Annotated in this window: 15 protein-coding genes; 8 read left to right on the top strand and 7 right to left on the bottom strand. The window is 71.9% G+C overall.

All coding sequences use genetic code 11. From position 1 onward, the window contains the following. Positions 1-23: 23 nt before the first annotated feature. The gene (locus tag ABZY45_RS10735; RefSeq protein WP_356738236.1) at positions 24-2,684 is read left to right on the top strand and encodes a PQQ-binding-like beta-propeller repeat protein; all 2,661 of its coding nucleotides are present in this window, start codon (positions 24-26) and stop codon (positions 2,682-2,684) included. A 197-nt stretch (positions 2,685-2,881) separates the two neighbouring features. Beyond that, positions 2,882-4,024 carry an NlpC/P60 family protein gene (locus tag ABZY45_RS10730; RefSeq protein ID WP_356738234.1) on the top strand — a complete coding sequence of 381 codons (1,143 nt, stop codon included), beginning with the start codon at positions 2,882-2,884 and terminating at the stop codon, positions 4,022-4,024. 140 nt (positions 4,025-4,164) lie between these two features. On the opposite strand, the gene ABZY45_RS10725 is transcribed toward ABZY45_RS10730, so the two are convergent. The 5 genes from ABZY45_RS10725 to ABZY45_RS10705 are packed head-to-tail and all read right to left on the bottom strand — an operon-like array spanning position 4,165 to position 9,969. Next, positions 4,165-5,400, bottom strand: a complete 1,236-nt coding sequence (locus ABZY45_RS10725) for a styrene monooxygenase/indole monooxygenase family protein (RefSeq protein WP_356738232.1) — start codon at positions 5,398-5,400, stop codon at positions 4,165-4,167. 37 nt (positions 5,401-5,437) lie between these two features. Further along, positions 5,438-6,088, bottom strand: coding sequence for an ATP/GTP-binding protein (locus ABZY45_RS10720; RefSeq protein ID WP_356738230.1), 651 nt, complete (start codon positions 6,086-6,088; stop codon positions 5,438-5,440). Continuing rightward, on the bottom strand, positions 6,069-6,482 hold the full coding sequence (locus tag ABZY45_RS10715; protein WP_145803226.1) for a DUF742 domain-containing protein: 414 nt from the start codon (positions 6,480-6,482) through the stop codon (positions 6,069-6,071). Before ABZY45_RS10715 ends, ABZY45_RS10720 begins: the two co-directional genes overlap by 20 nt. Then, positions 6,479-6,958: a roadblock/LC7 domain-containing protein gene (locus ABZY45_RS10710; protein ID WP_356738228.1), complete on the bottom strand. Its 480-nt coding sequence runs from the start codon at positions 6,956-6,958 to the stop codon at positions 6,479-6,481. The genes ABZY45_RS10715 and ABZY45_RS10710 overlap by 4 nt, the downstream gene beginning before the upstream one ends. Next, positions 6,955-9,969, bottom strand: coding sequence for a nitrate- and nitrite sensing domain-containing protein (locus tag ABZY45_RS10705; protein WP_356738226.1), 3,015 nt, complete (start codon positions 9,967-9,969; stop codon positions 6,955-6,957). The genes ABZY45_RS10710 and ABZY45_RS10705 overlap by 4 nt, the downstream gene beginning before the upstream one ends. A gap of 367 nt (positions 9,970-10,336) precedes the next feature. Between ABZY45_RS10705 and ABZY45_RS10700 the strand changes: the two genes are divergently transcribed. Further along, positions 10,337-11,122, top strand: coding sequence for a hypothetical protein (locus ABZY45_RS10700; protein WP_356738224.1), 786 nt, complete (start codon positions 10,337-10,339; stop codon positions 11,120-11,122). 81 nt (positions 11,123-11,203) lie between these two features. Here the strand turns inward: ABZY45_RS10700 and ABZY45_RS10695 are convergent, their stop codons facing one another. Further along, positions 11,204-11,686, bottom strand: coding sequence for a MarR family transcriptional regulator (locus tag ABZY45_RS10695; RefSeq protein ID WP_356738222.1), 483 nt, complete (start codon positions 11,684-11,686; stop codon positions 11,204-11,206). Between the two features lie 250 nt (positions 11,687-11,936). On the opposite strand from ABZY45_RS10695, the gene ABZY45_RS10690 reads away from it, so the two are divergent. Further along, a complete protein-coding gene (locus tag ABZY45_RS10690; RefSeq protein WP_356738220.1) occupies positions 11,937-12,779 on the top strand; it encodes a lysozyme in 843 nt (280 codons plus the stop codon). Between the two features lie 229 nt (positions 12,780-13,008). Continuing rightward, on the top strand, positions 13,009-13,761 hold the full coding sequence (locus ABZY45_RS10685; RefSeq protein ID WP_356738779.1) for a polysaccharide deacetylase family protein: 753 nt from the start codon (positions 13,009-13,011) through the stop codon (positions 13,759-13,761). 172 nt (positions 13,762-13,933) lie between these two features. On the opposite strand, the gene lon is transcribed toward ABZY45_RS10685, so the two are convergent. Continuing rightward, positions 13,934-16,363, bottom strand: coding sequence for an endopeptidase La (gene lon / locus ABZY45_RS10680; RefSeq protein ID WP_356738218.1), 2,430 nt, complete (start codon positions 16,361-16,363; stop codon positions 13,934-13,936). Positions 16,364-16,756: 393 nt separating this feature from the next. On the opposite strand from lon, the gene ABZY45_RS10675 reads away from it, so the two are divergent. The 3 genes from ABZY45_RS10675 (at position 16,757) to ABZY45_RS10665 (ending at position 19,483) form a co-directional block, all read left to right on the top strand. Continuing rightward, positions 16,757-17,440: a spermidine synthase gene (locus tag ABZY45_RS10675; protein ID WP_356738216.1), complete on the top strand. Its 684-nt coding sequence runs from the start codon at positions 16,757-16,759 to the stop codon at positions 17,438-17,440. A gap of 232 nt (positions 17,441-17,672) precedes the next feature. Next, on the top strand, positions 17,673-18,410 hold the full coding sequence (locus tag ABZY45_RS10670) for a response regulator transcription factor (protein WP_014154105.1): 738 nt from the start codon (positions 17,673-17,675) through the stop codon (positions 18,408-18,410). After that, positions 18,407-19,483, top strand: a complete 1,077-nt coding sequence (locus ABZY45_RS10665) for an ATP-binding protein (RefSeq protein ID WP_356738214.1) — start codon at positions 18,407-18,409, stop codon at positions 19,481-19,483. The genes ABZY45_RS10670 and ABZY45_RS10665 overlap by 4 nt, the downstream gene beginning before the upstream one ends. Positions 19,484-19,572: the final 89 nt, after the last annotated feature.

The raw sequence follows: 19,572 nt of genomic DNA, 5'->3' as shown, positions 1-19,572 counted from the left end.
CACGGTCACAAGGGGGGTGCGCCATGGAGGCGCTGCGTCAGGACGATCCACGCCGCTTCGGCCCGTACACGGCGCTGGCCCGCTTCCGCGAGAGCGCGAGCGCGGTGCACTACCTGGCCCGGGACACGGAGAGCGACGAGCTCGCCGTGGTGACCGCGGCGCGGCCCTCCCTGGCCTCCGTACCCGCCTTCCGGCGGCGCTTCCGGTCCGAGGCGGGAATCGCGGAGCGGGTGGCCGGCGGCTGGGTGCAGCCGCCGCTCGCCGTGCCCGAGGACGACGGCCTCTGGACGGCCGCCGCCTATGTGCCCGCGGTGACCCTCGCCGAGGCGATCGGTCTCGCAGGCCCGCTGCCGGAGCGCGCCGTACGGATACTGGGCGCCGGCCTGGCCGAGACCCTCTCCCGGGTGCACGCCACGGGGGCCGTCCTCCAGGGACTGGCGCCGCAGACGGTGCTGCTGGCCGAGGACGGGCCCCGGCTGACGGCGTTCGGGCCCCTGGGCGCGGCGGCCTCCGCCGAGGCACGCGAGGGCGGGCAGCTGTCCGTACGGCTCGGCTACCTCACCCCCGAGCAGGTCGCGGGCAAGGAGGTGGGGCCCGCCTCCGACCTGTTCGTCCTGGGTCTGCTGCTGGCGTACGCGGCGACCGGGACGACTCCGCTCGCCGACGGCCCCGTGGACGAGGCGGCGGAGCGCATCGCACACGGACCGGCCGAACTGGGCTCCGTACCGGACGAGTTGCGTGCCCTGATCGCGAGCTGCCTGGCGAAGGACCCGGACGACCGGCCCGGCGCCGGAGCGGTCGCGGCGGAACTGGCGCTGGAGGGCGCGGCCGGACTCGCCAAGGGCGGCTGGCTTCCCGGGCCGCTCACGGCGGCGGTGGCGGAGCAGGCGGCACGGGCCCGGACGCTGGAGCCTCCGGCGGACCCGGTCCAGGACGCGATCCCCGCCGACGGCGACACACGGGCAGCGGCGGCGGAAGGAAGCGGGGACACCGGCGAGGACAGCGAAACGACCCGTTTCCTGGGGACTGCTGTACGCGCACCGCAGTCGGACCGCGCGACGGCGCAGCTCGCGCTGCCCCGGGAACTGCCCGGCGAACTGCCCCGCGAACGCTCCGCCGAGAGTGCCGGCGGGCAGCCCGGCGACCGTCCCGGCGCGCCTTTCGCTGCGAGCCCTCGCGAGCTGCCCGGGGCGGCTTCCGGTGCCGCGCCCTCGCAGCCCTCCGCACCACCCGCCGCCCCTGCACCTGCCCCTGCCCACGCGCAGCCGCACGGATACGGCCGCTCCCCGCACAGCGCCCCGGCTCCGCTGCCCCTGCCTCTCCCGGGCGCCGCACCGGCCTCCCCGGTGGCCGCCGCACCCACCCCCGCCACCAGCAGGCGTGCGCTGCTGACCACCGTGGCGGCGGGTGCCGCCGGGCTGGTCCTGGGCGGAACCGTGGTGGCCGCCCTCGGGTCCGGGGACCCCGCACCTGCCGCCGACGGCAAGCCGGCGGCGAAGCCCCGCCTCACCGCACCCGGCCGGGCCCCGGACCCACGGTGGATGTACAGCCACCCGGCCGCCGCGCCCGCCCCGCTCACCGCGGGCGTGTGGCGGGACGAACTGCTGGTCCTGACGGACACCGCCGGGGCGACCGCCGTCGACCTGCGGACCGGCCGCAAGCGCTGGGAGAGCGCCGACGCCGCAGGGGCCCAGACGGTCATGGCCGCGGGCGACGGGCTCTGCTTCCTGGCGAGCCCGACCGAGTTCCTGTGGCTGTCTCCCGAGGACGGGCGGATCAGGCACCGGGTGCGCTACGCCGACCAGTTCACCGGCGTACCCGGCATGAAGGTGGCCCCGCTGACCGGCCTGACCGGGTCCGTCCTCTGGTTCACCGGCTCCCACACCGTCACCGTGAAGGCGCCGAAGCCCAAGAAGGGCAAGAAGCCCGGCAAGGACATCCAGGTCGTCAAGGCCTACTTCTTCGCCTACGACATCGTGCGGCGCGAGGAGCTGTGGCGCGTCGCCGTCCCGGCGGGGAGGGCGCCCGGCACCCCGGCCTACCGCCTGACCGCCGTCCGCGACGCCGACCTCGTGGTACGCCAGGACGCCGCCACGCTCACCCCCGCCGACGTGACGGCCGGCAAGGGCAAGGCCGTCTTCCGCTGTTTCGACCGCACCACCGGAAAGCTTCTGTGGAACCGGCAGTTCGGTGCGGTCGCACCGTCCGGCGCGGCGACGGGTGACGAAGGCGGCCGGCTGTACGCCGCCGTCGGCGACGATCTGCAGGCCTTCGAGACGGGCACGGGGAAGCCGCTCTGGACGCTCAACGGCACCGCGTCCTCCCTCTTCGGCACGCCGCTCCCCGCCGGGACTCTGCTGCACACCACGAACCGCAACCAGGAGGTCGGCGCGGTCGAGCGGGCCACGGGACGGCTGCTCTGGCGCCGCTCCACCGAGGTGCCGCTCGGCGGCAACGCACCCGCGCTCACCCTCAGCGGCGGCGGGAAGACGCTGCTCGCCGCCGATGCCACGCAGGTGACCGCGTTCGCGGCCGGGGACGGGCGGAGGCTGTGGAAGTTCCAGGACATCGGAGCCCAGGCCCCGAAGGGCGCCGCGGTCACCGCGCCGTACCGGGTGCTCGGCGCCGGTGAGCACGTGGTCGTCCAGCGCGAACGCGCCTTCTACGCCTTCCCCGTGGAGTGACCTCCCCGCACACCGACCGCTCCCGGCGTACGCCCTCCGGGACGAGTTCCACGGCGTACGCCGTTCGGGGCAAGCCCTGGGCGGCGCGCCTGGCAGTCCTTGCATCACCCTGCGGTGAGTGACCGGATGGTCGAGATCCGACCATTCATGGGCTTTTCCGATTAACCGGCATCGCCCTTGTCACCGGAGGTGATGCCATGTCAGGCCGTCTCGCGCGCACCCTCTGCACCGCGGCGCTGGCCGCCGTCGTGGCCGCCTCCCCCGCCGTCGCCGAGCCGGCCGGTGACGACCCGGCGCCGGCCGCGGGGCCGGCGCCGCAGAGCATCGCCGGGCTGCTGAAGCAGTTGCAGACCCTCTACCAGCAGGCCGAGGAGGCCGGGGAGCTCCACAACGGCACGGAGGAGGAGCTGAGGAAGCGGACCGCGCAGGCAGCGAGACTGGACGCCGAGGTCGCGAAGGCCCGTTCGGCACTGGGCTCCAGTCGCAGGGAGGCGGGGCGGCTGGCCCGGGCCCAGTACCAGGGAAGCACCGACTTCTCCGCGTACCTGCGGCTGTTGCTCGCCCACGATCCGTCCCGGGCCCTGGAGCAGAGCCATGTCATCGAGCGCGCCCAGGCGGGCCGGGCGGCCGTGATCGAGCGGCTCACCGGCGCGGAGAGGCACGCGGAGGTACTTGCCGCCAGGTCCCGGGCGGTACGGGACCGGCAGCGGGTGCTGGCCGAGCGCCAGAAGAAGCAGCGGGACACCGTGCGGTCCCGGCTGAAGGGCATCGAGGCGATGCTGGCCTCGCTGTCGGACGAACAGCTCGCCGCACTGTCGGCACTGGAACGCAGGAACGTCGGCAAGGCCCAGGCAGCGCTGACGGCATCGGGAGCCCTCAGCTCGGTCCGGGCACCGTCAGAGGAGGGCGGGGAGGCGGTCGAGTACGCCGTCGAGCAGATCGGCAAGCCGTACGTCTGGGGCGCCGAGGGACCGGAGTCGTACGACTGCTCCGGCCTCACCTCGCAGGCGTGGTCCGCGGCGGGCCGGGAGATTCCGCGCACCTCGCAGGAGCAGTGGCGCCGGCTGCCCAAGGTGCCGCTGGGTTCGCTGCGCCCGGGCGACCTGGTGGTCTACTTCCCGAAGGCGACGCATGTGGCGCTCTACATCGGCGACGGGACGGTCGTGCAGGCGCCGAGGCCCGGTGCCACGGTGAAGGTCTCGCCCCTCGCCTCGAACCCGCTGCTCGGCGCGGTCCGCCCCGACCCGGAGAGCGAGTCGCTGAGCACGTACACGCCGCCGGACCTGCCCGAGGACGCCACCTCGGGCGACGACACGGGGTACGACGCACCGGAGGTCTGAGAAGCACGGCGGTGGCGGGGGACGCGCCGGACAGCGGGGAAGGCTCGGATGCCGGCGAACGCACCGGGCCGCCGCATCCGTGACCGTGTCCGGCTGACGGATGCGGCGGCCCGGCCGCTGCTTCGCGGGCCAGGCGCCTGCTACGCGCCCGTGAGCGAACCGAGGTAGGCGTTCGTCTTCTCGGGCTCGAAGAAGAAGTTGTCGAAGTCCGCCGGGTTGTTGAACCCGTTGGCGAACCGGTCGGCGGCGGGCTGGAGCTGACCGGACGCGCCGATCAGGTTCAGCACGTGCTCCGGCGGCGGGCCGAGCATCGCGTTCGTCCACTTCACGACATGCCGCGTGTTCTCCCAGTGCCGCTCGAAGGTGGCTTCCATCCACTCCTCGTCGAACGCTTGATCGCCGCGTTCGAGGATCGAGTGCAGGTAGGAGTGGGCGCACTTGGAGGCGGTGTTGGAACCCTGCCCCGTGATCGGGTCGTTCGCCACGACCACGTCGCCCACCCCGAGCACCAGACCGCCGCCGGGCAGCCGGCCGACGGGCTTGCGCACGGTCGGGGCGTAACGGCCCGCCAGCGTGGCGTTGGCGTCGGTCAGCTCCACCTTGGTGGCGCGCGCGTACTCCCACGGGGTGAACCGCTCCATGAGTTCCAGCGTCTTGGCCAGGTGCTCCGACGGGTCCTTGATGCCCTGGAAGGCGTCGAGCGGGCCGCCCGGGATGCCCTCCCAGAACAGGATGTCCGCGCGGCCCGAGGTCGTCAGGGTCGGCATGATGAAGAGTTCGCCCACGCCCGGGACGAGGTTGCAGCGCACCGCGTCGAAGTCCGGGTGCTCCGGGCGCGGGCCCAGGCCGTGGACGTAGGCGACGGCCAGGGCGCGCTGCGGGGTGTCGTACGGCGAACGGGAGGCGTCCCGGCCGAACATGGAGACGAGCTCGCCCTTGCCGGCCGAGACCATCACGAGGTCGTACGTACGGGAGAAGTAGTCCAGGTCGGAGACCGCGGCACCGTGGATGACGAGCTGACCACCGCGCTGGGCGAAGGTCTCCATCCAGCCGGCCATCTTGACGCGCTGGTCGACGGACTGGGCGTAACCGTCCAGCTTGCCGACCCAGTCGACGGCACGCGAGGAGTCGGGACCGGCGACCGAGACACCGACGCCCTCGATCCGCGGGGCCTGCGACTCCCAGAAGTTGAGTTGGAGGTCGCGCTCGTGCTGGAGAGCCGTGTGGAACATGCACTGGGTGGACATGACCCGGCCGGACCGGATCTCGTCCGCGGTGCGGTTGGACATCAGGGTGACTTCGTAGCCGTTGGACTGGAGTCCCAGGGCCAGCTGGAGACCGGACTGACCGGCTCCGACTATGAGTATCTTCCGCATCGCGGTTCTCCGTTACGTGTACTGGGTGCGTCTGTCGTTACTCGGGGGCGACGTCGAGGGCGTGGCCCACCAGGGCGAGCAGCGACTCGACGACGGTGATCCTCTTACGCGCATCCATGATCACAACAGGTACGTGCGGAGGTACGGTCAGGGCCTCCCTGACGTCGGCCTCGTCATAACCGGTCGTTCCCTCGAAGTGGTTGACAGCCACGATGTAAGGCAGACCGCAGCTCTCGAAGTAGTCGAGCGCGGCGAAACAGTCGGCGAGCCGCCGGGTGTCGGCCAGGACGACGGCGCCGATCGCGCCGCGCACCAGGTCGTCCCACATGAACCAGAAACGCTGCTGACCGGGGGTGCCGAAGACGTACAGGACGAGGTCGTCGTCGAGTGTGAGACGGCCGAAGTCCATCGCGACGGTCGTGGTGACCTTGTCGGGCGTGGCCGTGAGGTCGTCGGTCTCCTCGCTGGCCTGCGTCATCAGCGCTTCGGTCTGCAGCGGGGTTATCTCGGAGACCGAGCCGACGAAGGTCGTCTTGCCCACGCCGAAGCCGCCCGCGACCACGATCTTGGTGGCGATCGGCGCGCGGGTTGTGTCGAGCTGCCAGGCCTGTACGGCCTCGACGGGCGCGTCCTGCGAACCTCGCGGGCGCGGAGTGAAGAGCGGCGCCTCAGAGACGGCGGAGTCCATTGAGCACCCTTTCGAGCAGTGCGCGGTCGGGCTGGCCGGCTCCGTGACCGGTTCCGTACACGCGGATCTTTCCCTGGTCTGCCAGGTCGCTGAGCAGCACCCGGACGACGCCGAGCGGCATCTTCAGCAGGGCCGAGATCTCCGCGACCGTACGCATGCGGCGGCAGAGTTCGACGATGGCGCGGAGCTCCGGCATGACGCGCGACGCCAGATTGCCGTTGGTGAGCTCGCGGCGCTCCTCGGGTGCTTCCAGCGCGGCGACGAACGTCTCGACGAGCAGGACGTGACCGAAGCGGGTCCGGCCACCGGTGAGGGAGTACGGACGGACCCGTGCCGCCTTGCGGTCGGCACCCCGGACGGGGAGTTTTCGTACGGGTTCAGCAGCTGACGTCACTGGGTGCTCTCCATCGATTTGCGCAGCTCACTGCGGAGTTCGGGGGTGAGTACGTGTCCTGCACGGCCGACGAAGAGCGCCATGTGGTACGCGACGACGCTCATGTCGCAGTCGGGGGTGGCGTGCACGCCGAGCAGCGAACCGTCGCTGATCGACATGACGAAGACGCTGCCCTCGTCCATCGCCACCATGGTCTGCTTGACGCCGCCGCCGTCCATCAGCTTGGCGGCGCCGATCGTCAGGGAGCCGATGCCGGAGACGATCGTGGCGAGGTCGGCGCTGGAGCCCTTGGGACCTCCCGCACCGCCCGCGGCCTTGGCCGCCGTGAGACCGGGGTCCGAGGAGAGCAGCATCAGCCCGTCGGACGAGACGACGGTGACCGAGTGGACTCCGGGCACCTCCTCCACGAGATTACTCAGCAACCAGTGAAGGTTCCGGGCCTCGGTGCTCAGCCCGAACGTGCTGGGCGCAGTCAACTGCGTGCCTCCTCGACTGTGTCCCCCGTTTCATCGATTCGACCGTCGTTACGGTCGGTCAGCTCAGTGTGGTCGGTCTGTGGGCCGCTGTCGGCGATCTCCGCCTCGACATCGCGCCGCCCGTCCTTGGCGCCCTGGTGGAAGCCGCCGAGCCTGCGGCGCAGGGCTTCCTTGTCGAGGCTTCCCTTGCGCTCGGTGACCGGGGCCGTCGGCGGCGCCGTGATCTTCGGGGTGCGCTTGGGCAGACCCTTGTCGGTGAGGCGCGCGGGGCTGGGGGCCGGGTCGGGCACCTCCTCGCCCAGTCCGGTCAGCGGCTGCCGGGGACCCGGGACGGCGTCGGCGGCGGACGGAGCGGCGGGCGCGGGGGCCTGGGCGGGGCTGGTGTCGGCGGCGCGCTCGTGACGGTCGGGGCCGATGGCGTACGGGCTCTGCGCCTCCGGCCGGGCGTGGCGGGGGGCGTCGGGCCGGGTGCCGGGCTCGGTGTCCTGCCCGGTCTCCTGCTCGGTGTTCTGCTGCAGGGGCAGCCGGACCTGCATCGTGGTCTCGGCCTCGGACTCCGCGGGGATCCCGGGCCCGGGAGCCGGTGCGGTCGCCGCGGCCGGTGCGGTCGCCCCGGGAGCCGGGTCGGTCGCCGCAGGCGCGGCTGCGGCCGGTGCGGGCTCGGGGGCGGCGTCCGCCGGTGCGGGAGCGGCGTCCGCCGGTACGGGGGCGTCTGCCGGGGCGGGAGCGGCGGATTCGGGTGCTGCCGCCGCGTCCGTGCCCGCGGCGTGCAGGGTCCGTTCGGCGGCGGCGATCAGCGGGTCACCGGCGGAACGCGACGGCAGTGCGTTGGAGTTGGCCTCGGCGACCGACCCCGGGAGGTTGAGGGTGGGAGCGTCCCCGGGCAGCTGGACGGGCGGCGGGGAGGACGCGGGCGGCGCCTTGGGCAGCAGGGCCTGCGGAAGGACGACGACCGCTGTCACCCCGCTCCCCTTCTGCTCGCGCAGCTGGACCCGTACGCCGTGGCGGGCGGCCAGCAGTGACGTCACCTGAAGACCCAGCCCGGCCCCGTCCGCGGCCTGTTCGCCCGCTTCGAAGGACGCCGGGTCCGCCAGCCTGGCATTGAGCTCGCCCATCCGGACCGCCGACATGCCGATGCCCTCGTCCTGCACGGAGAGCATCACCTCCCCGGTCTCCAGCAGCCAGCCGGAGAGCTCGACATGGGAGTCGGGCGGCGAGAAGGAGGTCGCGTTCTCCAGGAGTTCGGCGACCAGGTGGCTGAGGTCGTCCGCGGCGAAGCCCGCGATCTGGGCGTGCGGCGGCAGGGACTGGATGGTGACCCGCTCGTACCGCTCGATCTCGCTGACCGCGGCGCGCAGTACGTCGACGAGGGGGATCGGGCTCGCGTGGCTCTGGCCGTGCTCGGCGCCGGCGAGGACCAGCATGTTCTCGCTGTGCCGCCGCATCACGGTGGCCATGTGGTCCAGCTTGAAGAGCGTGGCGAGACGCTCCGGGTCCTGCTCGCGCTCCTCCAGGCCCTCGATGACGCCGAGCTGGCGCTCGACGAGCCCCAGCGTGCGCAGCGAGAGGTTGACGAAGGTGTGGTGGACCGTGTTCCTCAGCCGCTCCAGCTGACTGCTGAGTTCGGCCACCTTGACCTGGAGCTCGGCCCGCTGGAGGGTGAGCGCCTCGCGGCCCGCCACGAGTTCGCCGCGCTCGGTCCGCAGGTCCTGGAGCTGACCGGTGACGTCGTGGTGCAGCCCGTGCAGCTTGCCGTGCAGCGCGTTGATGGACCGTACGACCTGGGCGAACTCGTCGTTGCGCCCGGTGTAGCGGACCGGCTCCGCGGTCTCGGGTGCCTCGGCGATGCGGCCGGCCCCGATCCGCAGGACGGCCAGCGGCTGGGTGAGGGTGCGGGCGACGGCGGTCGATACGCCCACGGCGATGAGCAGGCAGCCACCGAGAAGGGCGAGGCGCAGCTCCAGCGCGGTGACGTCGTCGTCGCGCAGCCCCTCCAGGCGCTGCACCTGTGCGGTGCCGAGCGCGGACTCGACGCCACGCATGCGGTCGATCCGGGCGGAGAGGGCGGCTTCGAGCTTCTCGGGGTCGGAGGACCGGTCCGAGTCGGACAGTTCGGGGCGGTCGGTGAGCCGGGTGAGGTACTTCTCCGCCTCGGTCACCTCTGGTCCGGTGACCGTGGAGGCGAGCTTGTCCCGCGCGGACGGCCCGGCGGCCTGGTCGAACTCGGCGAGGGAGGCCAGCTCGCGCACCCGTGCCTGCTGGGCCGCGGCGCTGAGTTCGTCGCGGTTGCGGTCGTCCTCGGTGCTGCTCGTGTCCTGGCCCTGGACGGGCAGGCCGGTGAACGGATCGATCTCCGGTTCCTGCGGCTCGGTGCCGGGCACGGAGAGCGCGGCCAGGAGCAGCCCTCGCGTGGCGGCTGCCTGCTCCACGGCACCGCCGAGGGCCAGCGGGGCGCGGGTGGCGTCCGCGGCGCGGGGCGGCGTCTTCTGGGCGAGCTCGTCGGCGAGGCCGTGGAGCTTGGCGATGACCTCGGAATACGCCTGGTACGCGTCCATCGCCGAGCCCTCGCCGGTGAGCGCGGCGCGGCGGAGCGAGGGGATGGTGGAGAGGTCCCGGCGCAGCGCCGCGGGGGCGGCCTCCCGGATCTCGTCCACCTGCTGGTCGACACGGGCCGCCGGGCTGGACGAGCCTTCCCCGGCGTCATCGCTCTTGCGCCCGGCCGCGATGTGCGCGATCACCTCGTCCCGCTCGTCCGCGAGGGAGTGCGCGAGGGTGATCGCCTGCTGGTTCAGCTCGGCGAGCGTGACCAGGCTCTGGGACTCGTTGAGATCGGAGGACGCGCCGAGAGCCGCCGGGGCACCCGCGGCGATGACGGTGATCCCTACGACGGCGACGCCGGCGACAAGCCGGCTGCGCACCCGTACGGTCCGCTTGGAGGCACTCGCTGTCTGAGGCGTCTCCCCGGACTCCTCGCGCGTGCTGTCCTTGCTCCGAGGCCGCTTCTTCTGCACCGGTGCTCGCAATCTTGACTCGTCCGCCCATGAAGCAGAGGTGACGCACGGTCACGTAACCGGACCCCGCCCTGGTGTGCACCGTACGGCTTCAGACCATTCCAGCGCTTTTGCGAGGGGGCCGTGCATCAACCGCTCCGCCACTCGAACGAGTGAACATCACTCCGGAGTTGGCGAACAAGTCTCCCCAGGAGCGCCATCGGCCATGCATGGGCCGCCGGGTGGAACTTCGCGCCCGGCTTTGGCAGTATGCCCGCCCGCATATGCGCGGAGCCCACTCTTCCGCCGCAAGGGGCCACTCTGACCTGCTGGTACGGTCCGGCGGCGATCGTGCAGGCCCCGTGAAGGCTTGGTGCAGACTGACTGGATGCGTATCGAACTCGCCACCGAGCCCGGCAGTCCCGAACGCCCCAACGAGGACTGGGCGTCGGCCGTCGCTCCTGCGGCCGGCCAGGGAGGCACCCTGGTTCTGCTCGACGGAGTCACGCCACCCCGGGGCACCGACGGGTGCGTGCACTCGGTTTCGTGGTTCACCTCACGGCTCGGGGGTGCGCTGGCCGAACTGTCCGCTTCGCGGCGGGATCTGACGCTGGCGGACATCCTCGCGGCGTCCATCCGGCGCACCGCCGACACGCACCGTTCCCTGTGTGACCTTTCTCACGTGCGCACGCCTCAGGCGACGGTGGTCCTCGCGCGCTGGGACGACCTGCGCGTGGAGTACCTGGTGCTCTCCGACTCGGTCCTGCTCCTGGAGGCCCTCGACGGGACGGTCGAGCCGGTACTCGACGACCGCCTCGACCGGTTGCCTCCGGCCTCCCTCACCTCGGAGGAGGCGGTGGACGCGCACCTGAGGAACAAGGAGGGCGGCTTCTTCACGGCGGCCGCCGACCCGTCGGTGGCGTCACGCGCGGTGACGGGTGACGCCCCCCGGGCAGAGGTCCGGGCGCTGGCCGCCCTGACCGACGGGGCGAGCCGCTGGTCGGAGAAGTTCCGGGAGGGCGACTGGGCGGGCACCCTGGGAATGCTCCGCAAGGTGGGGCCGCAGGGGCTCATCGACCGGGTGCGGGAGCTGGAGCGGGCCGACACCGGCCGCGTGTTCCTGCGCCGCGGCAAGACGCACGACGACGCGACGGCCGTGCTGGTGGAGTTCTAGCCGGGCGCCGCACCCGCGGTTCCCGCGGCCTGCCCCACCGCCCGGCACGCCTCCGTGGCGCGCTCCGCCGCCCGGCACGTCTCAGCCCTCGGCCCGCTCGTTGAAGTGGTGCAGCAGCCGGGCGAGTTCGGCGACCTCGGCACGGTCCCAGCCCGCGAGCTTGCGGGCGTAGCGGCCCCGGCGGGCGTCGCGGACCCTGCGGAAGCGTGCGAGCCCCTCGTCGGTGAGGTGGACGAGGGAGGCGCGGCCGTCCGCCGGGTCGGTCTCCCGGGCCACCAGACCGAGCGACTCCAGGGCCCGCAACTGCCGGCTCATGGTCGCCTTGCCGACGCCGAAGTAGGCGGCGAGCTCCGTCGCGCGCTGCCGCCCTGCCGACTCCAGCCGCACGAGGAGACCGTAGGCCGCGGCCTCCAGGTCCGGGTGCACCTCGCGCGCCATCTCCCCCGAGTTGGCGCGCGCCCGGCGCAGGAAGACCGCCAACTCGCGCTCCAGCGCGAGAAACTCGTGGTCCACACCATTTCCGGACTTCGCGCCGGGTTCATCACCGCTTTCGCTCCCGTGCACGTCAACACCCCTCATCCGCTTTCCGGCCCGTGAAAGTTTCTTTCAACTGCCGCCATTACCGCAGCTTGGCCAGTATTTCGCAGGCGTAGACCTCCGGCGGCGGCCGGACCCCCTTCCGGTGGACGGGTCTACGTGCGTAGCTTCATGAGTGCCACGGGTGGCATGTCCACACCATGGCGCACGACCGCAGGAGCGTCCCGCACCCGCTCCTGGGCCATGAGCTCCCCCACCGAGCCCTCGGAGGCACGCAATGCCCGTGCACAGATCCGGAACCCCCAGCTCCCGCCGCTCCCGTGTCGCCGCGGCGGGCGCGTTCCTCGCCGCCCTCGCCCTGCTGCTCACACTGCCCGGTGCGGCGTCCGCCGCCGGCTCCGCGGTCGTCCCCGAACGAGGGACGGCGAGGATGGGCCAGGGCGTGATCGCTCACGACGGCGCCCAGGGCGGCGGACCCATCGGCGCGACCGCCGTCCAGACGGAAGGTGTGGACGTCAGCGGCCACCAGGGCAACGTCGCCTGGTCGACCCTGTGGAACAGCGGCGTGAAGTGGGCGTACGTCAAGGCCACCGAGGGGACGTACTACAAGAACACGTACTTCACCCAGCAGTACAACGGCTCCTACAACATCGGCATGATCCGCGGCACGTACCACTTCGCCACCCCGGACACGACCAGCGGCGCCACCCAGGCGAACTACTTCGTGGACAACGGCGGAGGCTGGTCCAGGGACGGCAGGACGCTGCCCGGCGTGCTGGACATCGAGTGGAATCCGTACGGGGCGCAGTGCTACGGCAAGACCCAGGCCGGCATGGTCGCCTGGATCCGCGACTTCGTGAACACCTACAAGGCGCGCACCGGACGTGACGCGGTGATCTACACCGCGACCAGCTGGTGGAAGGACTGCACGGGCAACAACGCGAGCTTCGGCAGCACCAACCCGCTCTGGGTGGCCCGTTACAACACCACGGTCGGCGAGCTCCCGGCCGGCTGGGGTTACTACACGATGTGGCAGTACACGTCGTCGGGCCCGACGGTCGGTGACCACAACCGCTTCAACGGCGCCCTCGACCGCGTGGTGGCGCTCGCCACCGGCTGAGCCCGCACACGGTGACCCTCCGGGCGTGCGCCCGCCCGGAGGCCCACCGCGCAGCGCCGCGCAAGGATGAGCCCCGGTGACCGCCCCCAGGTCACCGGGGCTTCGCGATACCCGGCCGCCCCACTATGCACCCAGCGTATACACGATATGTATAGTCACCCCGTGCCGCTCCACCGGTGTGCGGCCTGCCCACGGGGAGTGACCTGCCGTGCCTGCTGCGCCCAGAAAGATGTCCCTGTCCCGCATGCGGTTGACCGCCGCCTTCGTGACCGTGCTCACACTGACCCTCGGGGGGTGTTCGGCCCAGACCTCGGCCCCCGCGTCGGCGCGCGCCGATGCGGCATCCGACGCCAAGGGGGCCTTCGGCTCCGTGGACTGCGCCGAGGCCAAGTGCATCGCGTTGACGTTCGACGCGGGACCGGCGAAGGACACCCCGCGCCTCCTGGACGTCCTCAAGGAGAAGAAGGTGCCGGCGACGTTCTTCCTGCTCGGCCGGAACCACGTGCTGAAGCACCCGGACACCGTGCGGCGCATCGCCGACGAGGGACACGAGGTCGCCAACCACACCTGGTCGCACAAGATTTTGACGGACATGAGCCGCGGCGGGATACGGGCCGAGCTGGAGAAGACACAGCGGGCGATCGAGCAGATCACCGGGACGCGGCCCCGGCTGATGCGCCCGCCCCAGGGCCGCACCGACGGCACCGTGTCGGAGATCTGCGAGGAGCTCGGGCTCTCACAGGTCCTGTGGAGCGCGACCGCCAAGGACTACTCCACGAACGACTCCGCGCTGATCGAGGAGCGGATACTCGACCAGGCGAGCAGGGACGGGATCATCCTGCTGCACGACATCTACGCGGGGACGGTGCCCGCGGTGCCGGGCATCATCGACACGCTGAAGGAGCGGGGCTACACCTTCGTCACCGTCCCTCAGCTGATGGCCCCCGCGGAGCCGCGGCCCGGCACGGTCTACCGCCCCTGACCGCCGGACCGGCCCCGCCACCCCGGCCCGCGCCTGCGGCCCCCGGTGGGTCCTGCCCCCGGAACGGCGGCACCGGCCCCGCCCCGCACGCGGAACGGCCCGCCCTCCAAGGGGAGGGCGGGCCGTCCGTACCGGCCGTGCGCGTGGCGCCGCGTCCGTCACCACGTGACGCCTATGCGGCGGCCGGGATCCTCTCCCGCACCTCGGCCGAGGCCGGGGCGAGCGCGATCTCCAGGACCTGGCGCACATCGGTCACCGGGTGGACCTCCAGCGTGTCGAGGACCTCCGCCGGGACGTCGTCCAGATCGGCCTCGTTGCGCTGGGGGATCACCACGGTGGTGATGCCCGCACGGTGAGCGGCCAGCAGCTTCTGCTTCAGGCCGCCGATCGGCAGCACCCGCCCGGTCAGCGACACCTCTCCGGTCATCGCCACGTCCGTACGGACCAGCCGTCCGGAGAGCAGCGAGGCCAGCGCGGTCGTCAGGGTGATACCGGCACTCGGGCCGTCCTTCGGGACCGCACCCGCCGGGAAGTGGATGTGCACGCCCCGGTCCTTGAGATCGGCCACGGGCAGCTCCAGCTCCGCCCCGTGCGAGCGCAGGAAGCTCAGGGCGATCTGCGCGGACTCCTTCATGACGTCGCCGAGCTGACCGGTGAGGGTCAGTCCGGACGCCCCGGTCTCCGGATCGGCGAGCGAGGCCTCGACGAACAGCACGTCACCGCCGGCTCCGGTCACCGCCAGCCCGGTGGCGACGCCGGGCACCGCGGTGCGGCGCTCGGCCGGGTCCTGGGCGGACTCGGGCACGTGGTGCGGCCGGCCGATCAGGCCCCGCAGGTCCTGGTCGGTCACCGTGAACGGAAGCTCCCGCTCACCGAGCTCGTGCTGGGCAGCGGCCTTGCGGAGCAGCCGCGCGACGGCACGCTCCAGGTTCCGCACCCCGGCCTCGCGGGTGTACTCGCCGGCCAGCTTGCGCAGCGCGGACTCGTCGAGGCTCACCTCGCCCTCCTCGAGACCGGCCCGCTCCAGCTGGCGCGGGAGCAGGTGGTCCCGGGCGATGACGACCTTCTCGTCCTCGGTGTAGCCGTCCAGGGTGACCAGCTCCATGCGGTCGAGCAGGGCCTCCGGAATGGCGTCCAGGACGTTGGCCGTCGCGAGGAACACGACGTCGCTGAGGTCGAGTTCGACCTCCAGGTAGTGGTCGCGGAAGGTGTGGTTCTGAGCCGGGTCGAGGACTTCGAGCAGCGCCGCGGCCGGGTCGCCCCGGAAGTCGGAGCCGACCTTGTCGATCTCGTCGAGCAGGACGACCGGGTTCATCGAGCCGGCCTCCTTGATCGCCCGGACGATCCGGCCCGGCAGCGCGCCGACGTACGTACGCCGGTGGCCGCGGATCTCCGCCTCGTCCCGGACCCCGCCGAGCGCGACCCGGACGAACTTGCGCCCCATGGCGTGGGCCACGCTCTCCCCGAGGGACGTCTTACCGACCCCGGGAGGACCGACCAGCGCCAGCACCGCGCCGCCGCGCCGTCCGCCGACGACACCGAGGCCCCGGTCGGCGCGCCGCTTGCGTACCGCGAGGTATTCGGTGATGCGCTCCTTCACGTCCTGAAGACCCGCGTGCTCGGCGTCGAGGACCTCCTGAGCGCCGCGGATGTCGTACGCGTCCTCGGTCCGCTCGGTCCAGGGGAGTTCGAGGACGGTGTCCAGCCAGGTCCGGATCCAGGAGCCCTCGGGGCTCTGGTCGGAGGCACGCTCCAGCTTCTCGACCTCCTTGAGCGCGGCCTCACGGACGTGCCCGGGGAGGTCGGCCGCCTCGACGCGGGCCCGGTAGTCGTCCGTCTCGCCCTCGGGATCACCGTTGAGCTCGGACAGCTCCTTGCGTACGGCGTCGAGCTGGCGCCGCAGCAGGAACTCGCGCTGCTGCTTGTCGACGCCCTCCTGGACGTCCTTGGCGATGGACTCGGCGACATCCTGCTCGGCGAGGTGCTCGCCGAGCCACTGGATGGCGAGCTTCAGCCGGGCGACCGCGTCCGTGGTCTCCAGCAGCTGGACCTTCTGCGCAAGGGTGAGGAAGGGGGAGTAACCGGAATTGTCCGCGAGGGCGGAGATGTCGTCGATCTGCTGCACCCGGTCCACGACCTGCCAGGCGCCGCGCTTCTTCAGCCAGCTGGTGGCCAGCGCCTTGTACTCCTTGGCCAGCTCGGCGGCCGAACCGGGAAGAGGGTCGGGCAGGGCCACGTCGATCCTGGTGCCCTCGACCCAGAGGGCGTTCCCGGGCCCGCTGGTTCCGGCACCGATGCGCACCCGGTCACGGGCCCGGATGAGGGCCCCGGGGTCGCCGTCCGAGAGCCGTCCGACCTGTTCGACGGTGCCCAGGACACCCGTTCCGGTGTAGTTCCCGTCGATGCGCGGCACGAGCAGCACCTCGGGCTTGCCGCCACCGGGCCGCGCGACGGCCTGTGCGGCCTCGACCGCGGCGCGCACCTCCGCTTCCGACAGGTCGAGCGGAACCACCATTCCGGGCAGTACGACCTCGTCGTCGAGCGGCAGCACGGGCAGGTCGATCGGCGTGGACGCCTTGGACGCATTGGATTCGGCAGTCATGATCTCCCCTTCGGCAGGCAAGTTGAGCTATGTGGACTCAATGCTTGTGAGTCCCTGAATGTTCCCCACGCCGTGTTCGCTGTGAGCGATCACCTGTCACACCCAGGTCCGGAGCCCCGGGATCCACGTCCGGACGGATCCGGGCCGGAGGGCCCGACGGGCCGCACGGTGTTGCCTGCCTCTACGGCAGCATCCGGCGAGGGGCGTCCATTCCCCCGCTCCTCACCGCCGAAGGGCATGACACCGTCCCGGCCCGTGCGGTCCGGGACGGAACAGGGCGCGCACCCCCGGACAGGGAGGGTGAGATCTACGAAATCCAGTGGCCCGGGTCTCCTCGCACGGGAAAAATGGGCGCCGCCGAGCCACGCCGACCGGAGACCGGAGACCGCGACCATGCCCGTCACAGACGCCCACCGCCCCGTCGTCCTGGACCGCCGCGACGGGCCGTTCGGCGAAGTCGTGCTGCGGGAGCGCGGTGAGGACTACGAGATCATCGCCAACGGCTGCTTCCTGATGGACACCTCCGACGGGCGTTCCGAACGACTCCTGGTCGACGCCGCGCTTGCCGCGCTGCCCGCCGGCCGGCCCGAACCGTCGGTACTGATCGGCGGGCTGGGCGTCGGGTTCTCCCTGGCGCACGCCGCCGCCGAGCCCCGCTGGGGGCGGATCACCGTCGTCGAGCGGGAGGAGGCGATCGTGGACTGGCACCTGGAAGGACCGCTCGGCCGGATCTCACGCGCGGCCCTCGCGGACCCGCGCACCGTCATCCTCCGCACCGATCTCGTCGCCCACCTCGGCACGGCCACGGAGCGTTACGACGCGCTGTGTCTGGACATCGACAACGGGCCCGACTGGACCGTCACCGAGGACAACGGAAGCCTCTATTCCGCCACCGGCCTCGCGGCGTGCCGCGCGCGCCTGAAGCCCGGCGGAGTGCTCGCGGTGTGGTCCGCCCAGCCGTCCGAGGACTTCGGGGAATCCCTGCGGAATGCCGGATTCCGCGCAGTAAGCACCGAAGAAGTAGCCGTTGCCCGAGGTGTGCCGGACGTGGTCCATCTCGCACTGCGGGGGGACTGAGCCCCCACCCGGTATCCGCGCCCCCGTTCCCCTGCGGATCACACGCCTCAAGTCCGCCGATCCGTCCCTATCCCATGGGTAACACCTTCACGTCGGACAACACCCTGCGTAGCCGAGAGGCGTCCTCAGCCTTTACGCTGCTTGGCGGCACAAGGGATCACCGACGAAATCCACAAGCGATAACCGTGCCTCCGGGGGAATGGCCTCCGCGAGAACGGGCAGGGGCGGGGCGATGGAACAGACACACACCACCCACAACGGCGTCGCGGCCACCCCCGGGGCTCAGCGCCGGGTGCTGGTGGTAGAGGACGACGCGACAATCGTCGACGCCATTTCCGCCCGGCTGCGGGCCGAGGGCTTCCTGGTGCAGACCGCACTGGACGGGCCCGCGGCCGTGGACGCGGCCGAGGCGTGGCAGCCCGACCTGATGGTGCTCGACATCATGCTTCCCGGCTTCGACGGCCTGGAGGTCTGCCGTCGTGTGCAGGCTCAGCGCCCCGTGCCGGTGCTGATGCTCACCGCACGCGACGACGAGACCGACATGCTGGTCGGGCTCGGGGTCGGCGCCGACGACTACATGACCAAGCCTTTCTCCATGAGGGAACTGGCGGCGCGGGTGCACGTGCTGCTGCGCCGGGTCGAACGGGCCGCGCTGGCCGCCGTGACCCCGCGCAGCGGCATCCTGCGGCTCGGCGAGCTGGAGATCGACCACGCCCAGCGCCGGGTGCGGGTGCGCGCGGACGACGTCCACCTCACCCCGACCGAGTTCGACCTGCTGGTCTGCCTGGCCAACACGCCCCGCGCGGTGCTCTCCCGGGAGCAGCTGCTCGCCGAGGTCTGGGACTGGGCCGACGCCTCCGGGACCCGGACGGTCGACAGCCACATCAAGGCTCTGCGCCGGAAGATCGGCGCCGAGCGGATCCGTACCGTGCACGGCGTCGGCTACGCCTTGGAGACCCCCGCGCCATGACCCGGCCCGGGTCCGGACTGCGGCCCTTCTCCATCAAGGCCAAGCTGGGCACCCTCGTCGTGATATCCGTCTTCATCACGACCGGACTGCTCATCGTCGCCCTGCGGACCAGGACGGAATTCCGTTTCATCACGGTCTTCTCCGTGATCGCCACGCTGCTGATCACCCAGTTCGTGGCGCACGGCCTGACCGCGCCGCTCGACGAGATGCGCGCCGTCGCACGGTCGATCTCGCACGGCGACTACACGCGCCGGGTGAGCGGCGCCGGGCGGCGCGACGAGCTCGGGGACCTGGCGCAGACGATCAACCGCATGACGGACGACCTGGAGGCGGAGGACCGGCACCGCAAGGAGCTGGTCGCCAACGTCTCGCACGAACTGCGCACCCCCATCGCCGCGCTCAGAGCCGTGCTGGAGAACGTGGTGGACGGGGTGTCCGCCGCCGATCCCGAGACGATGCGCACGGCACTGAAACAGACCGAGCGCCTCGGCAGACTCGTGGAGACCCTGCTGGACCTCTCCCGGCTGGACAACGGGGTGGTGGCGATCAAGGCCCGCCGCTTCGAGGTCTGGCCGTATCTGTCGGGCGTGCTGAAGGAGGCGAACCTGGCCGCCTCCCAGCGCCGGCTCTCCTCCGGCTCCGGCAATCACTCGCGTACGGACGTCCATCTGCATCTGGACGTGTCCCCGCCCGAACTCACCGCGTACGCCGACGCCGAGCGACTGCACCAGGTGGTCGCCAACCTGATCGACAACGCCGTCAAGCACAGCCCGCCGCACGGCCGGGTCACTGTGCTGGCCCGGCGTGGAGCCCATCCCGAGTCGCTGGAGCTGGAGGTCGTCGACGAGGGCCCCGGCATCCCGGAGGCGGAGCGCCACCGGGTCTTCGAGCGGTTCAACCGTGGCCAGGCCCCGTCGCCGCACGGTCCGGGCAGCGACGGCGGTACGGGACTGGGGCTCGCGATCGCCCGCTGGGCGGTGGATCTCCATGGCGGACGCATCGGCGTGGCCGAATCCGCCCGCGGCTGCCGGATTCAGGTCACCCTTCCGGGGAACCGGCAACTACCGGGTTGACCTGGTGTTCGAAGTTCGAGGGCCTTGTTCTCTCCCGTCCCGGGAAAGAGATACGGTCCAGGGGGCCGTAGCACCGGCCTCGCGTACCG

Origin of the sequence: Streptomyces sp. NPDC006516, from assembly GCF_040611875.1 — a bacterium.
Classification (GTDB): Bacteria; Actinomycetota; Actinomycetes; order Streptomycetales; family Streptomycetaceae; genus Streptomyces.
This window is presented reverse-complemented; position numbering and strand designations above follow the sequence as displayed.

Coding starts and splice junctions, on each gene's coding strand:
- ABZY45_RS10730 (WP_356738234.1), top strand. CDS start 2,882: ATGTCAGGCCGTCTCGCGCGCACCCTCTGCACCGCGGCGCTGGCCGCC.
- ABZY45_RS10685 (WP_356738779.1), top strand. CDS start 13,009: ATGTCCCTGTCCCGCATGCGGTTGACCGCCGCCTTCGTGACCGTGCTC.
- ABZY45_RS10735 (WP_356738236.1), top strand. CDS start 24: ATGGAGGCGCTGCGTCAGGACGATCCACGCCGCTTCGGCCCGTACACG.
- ABZY45_RS10720 (WP_356738230.1), bottom strand. CDS start 6,088: ATGGACTCCGCCGTCTCTGAGGCGCCGCTCTTCACTCCGCGCCCGCGA.
- ABZY45_RS10700 (WP_356738224.1), top strand. CDS start 10,337: ATGCGTATCGAACTCGCCACCGAGCCCGGCAGTCCCGAACGCCCCAAC.
- ABZY45_RS10665 (WP_356738214.1), top strand. CDS start 18,407: ATGACCCGGCCCGGGTCCGGACTGCGGCCCTTCTCCATCAAGGCCAAG.
- ABZY45_RS10675 (WP_356738216.1), top strand. CDS start 16,757: ATGCCCGTCACAGACGCCCACCGCCCCGTCGTCCTGGACCGCCGCGAC.
- ABZY45_RS10725 (WP_356738232.1), bottom strand. CDS start 5,400: ATGCGGAAGATACTCATAGTCGGAGCCGGTCAGTCCGGTCTCCAGCTG.
- ABZY45_RS10690 (WP_356738220.1), top strand. CDS start 11,937: ATGCCCGTGCACAGATCCGGAACCCCCAGCTCCCGCCGCTCCCGTGTC.
- ABZY45_RS10670 (WP_014154105.1), top strand. CDS start 17,673: ATGGAACAGACACACACCACCCACAACGGCGTCGCGGCCACCCCCGGG.
- lon (WP_356738218.1), bottom strand. CDS start 16,363: ATGACTGCCGAATCCAATGCGTCCAAGGCGTCCACGCCGATCGACCTG.